Annotated in this window: 2 protein-coding genes; both read left to right on the top strand. The window is 70.1% G+C overall.

The window, feature by feature from the left end:
• On the top strand, positions 1-1,695 hold a 1,695-nt coding region (locus G3O00_RS42015), incomplete at its 5' end, for a response regulator (RefSeq protein ID WP_206146529.1).
• Positions 1,692-2,118, top strand: a 427-nt coding sequence (locus G3O00_RS42010) for a response regulator (protein ID WP_206146528.1), incomplete at its 3' end; no start/stop codon positions are given. The genes G3O00_RS42015 and G3O00_RS42010, both read left to right, overlap by 4 nt.

Below are 2,118 nucleotides of genomic sequence, written 5' to 3'. Positions count from 1 at the left end.
CTGTCCGGCGAATCGCTGGTCGAATCGCGCTGGCTCAAGCCGTTCGCCGAATCGATGCTGCGCGTGAAGCGTGCCCAGCGTGACGCGGCCCGCTCGCTCGATTTGATGTACGAACAATTCGCCGACGATCTCGACGCAGGCATGCTCGCGTCGATGAACGAAGTGCGGCACATGCTCAACGACCTGCAGCGTTCGCTCGCCGAGCGCATGGACGAATTCGACCGCTTCGAGCGGCGCAGCACGCATATCGCCGAGCAGCTTTACGACGAGGCGCTGCAGTGCCGGATGCGGCCGTTCGGCGACGCGACGCGCGCGTACCCGCGCATCGTCCGCGATCTCGCGCGCTCGCTCGGCAAGCAGGTGCGTTTCTCGATCGTCGGCGAGGGCACGCAGGTCGATCGCGACATCCTCGACCTGCTCGACGCGCCGCTCGGCCACCTGCTGCGCAACGCGATCGATCACGGCGTCGATTCGCCGGACGCACGGCGCGCGCGCGGCAAGCCGGCCGAGGCGAGCGTGACGCTGGAGGCGCGTCACAGCGCCGGCTCGCTGCTGGTCAGCGTGATCGACGACGGCCCGGGCGTCGACATGGACGCGCTGCGCGCGGCCGTCGTGCGCCAGCGCCTGACCGACGACGAGACGGCCGCGCGGCTGTCCGATCCCGAATTGCTCGAATTCCTGCTGCTGCCGGGTTTCTCGATGCGCGATGCGGTGACCGACGTGTCGGGCCGCGGCGTCGGGCTCGACGCGGTGCAGGAGATGGTGCGCGGCGTGCGCGGCGCGGTGCGGATCTTCAACGAACCGGGCGCGGGCATGCGCTTCGTGCTGCAGTTGCCGCTCACGCTGTCGGTGATCCGCAGCCTGCTCGTCGAAGTGGGCGGCGAGCCGTATGCGTTCCCGCTCGCGCACGTGCGCCGCACGCTCGAACTCGCGCACGACGATATCGACGTGCTCGAAGGGCAGCCGCATTTCCCGTTCGACGGCCGGCGCGCGGGCCTCGTCGCCGCGCACCAGTTGCTCGATGCGGGGGAGCCCGACGTCGCGCGCACGAGCACGGCGGTGGTGGTGGTCGGCGGCGAGCCCGAACTGTACGGCGTCGCGGTCGACCGCTTCCTCGGCGAGCGGATGCTCGTCGTGCAGCCGCTCGACAGCCGCCTGCACAAGATCCAGAACATCGCGGCCGGCGCGCTGCTCGAGAACGGCGACCCGGTGCTGATCGTCGACGTCGAGGACCTGATCCGCTCGGTCGACAAGCTCGTGCGCGGCGGGCAGCTCGCGCGGCTCACGCGTGATCCGCAACTCGCGCTCGCCGACCGGCGCCGCCGCGTGCTCGTCGTCGACGATTCGCTGACGGTGCGCGAGCTCGAACGCAAGCTGCTGGAAAAGCGCGGCTACGACGTGACGGTCGCGGTCGACGGGATGGAAGGCTGGAACGCGGTGCGCAGCGATGCGTTCGATCTGGTCGTCACGGACGTCGACATGCCGCGCATGGACGGCATCGAGCTCGTCACGCTGATCAAGGGCGATCCGATGCTCAAGCGCCTGCCGGTGATGATCGTGTCGTACAAGGATCGCGACGAGGATCGCCGCCGCGGGCTCGATGCGGGCGCCGACTACTACCTCGCGAAGAGCAGCTTCCACGACGAGGCGTTGCTCGACGCGGTGCACGACCTGATCGGGGACGCGCGCGGATGAACATCGGCATCGTCAACGACTTGCCGCTCGCCGTGGAGGCGCTGCGCCGCGTGCTCGCGCTGCGCACGGACCACCGTGTGCTGTGGGTCGCGACCGACGGCGACGAGGCGGTGGATTTCTGCGTCGCGCATCCGCCCGATCTCGTGCTGATGGATCTCGTGATGCCGAGGGTCGACGGCGTGGCCGCGACGCGCCGGATCATGGCGCGCGCGCCGTGCGCGATTCTGGTCGTGACGGCGAGCGTCAGCGCGAACACGTCGTCGGTCTACGAAGCGATGGGCGCCGGCGCGCTCGACGCGGTCGACACGCCGACGCTCGCGCTCGGGCTGTCGACGGACGCGTCGCCGCAGGCGCTGCTCGCGAAGATCGACCAGATCGGCCGGTTGCTCGAAAGCCGCACCGCGGCGCTCGTGCCGCCGGGGA

The sequence above is a fragment of the Burkholderia sp. Ac-20384 genome (genome assembly GCF_017104605.1).
Taxonomy (GTDB): domain Bacteria; phylum Pseudomonadota; class Gammaproteobacteria; order Burkholderiales; family Burkholderiaceae; genus Burkholderia; species Burkholderia lata.
This window is presented reverse-complemented; position numbering and strand designations above follow the sequence as displayed.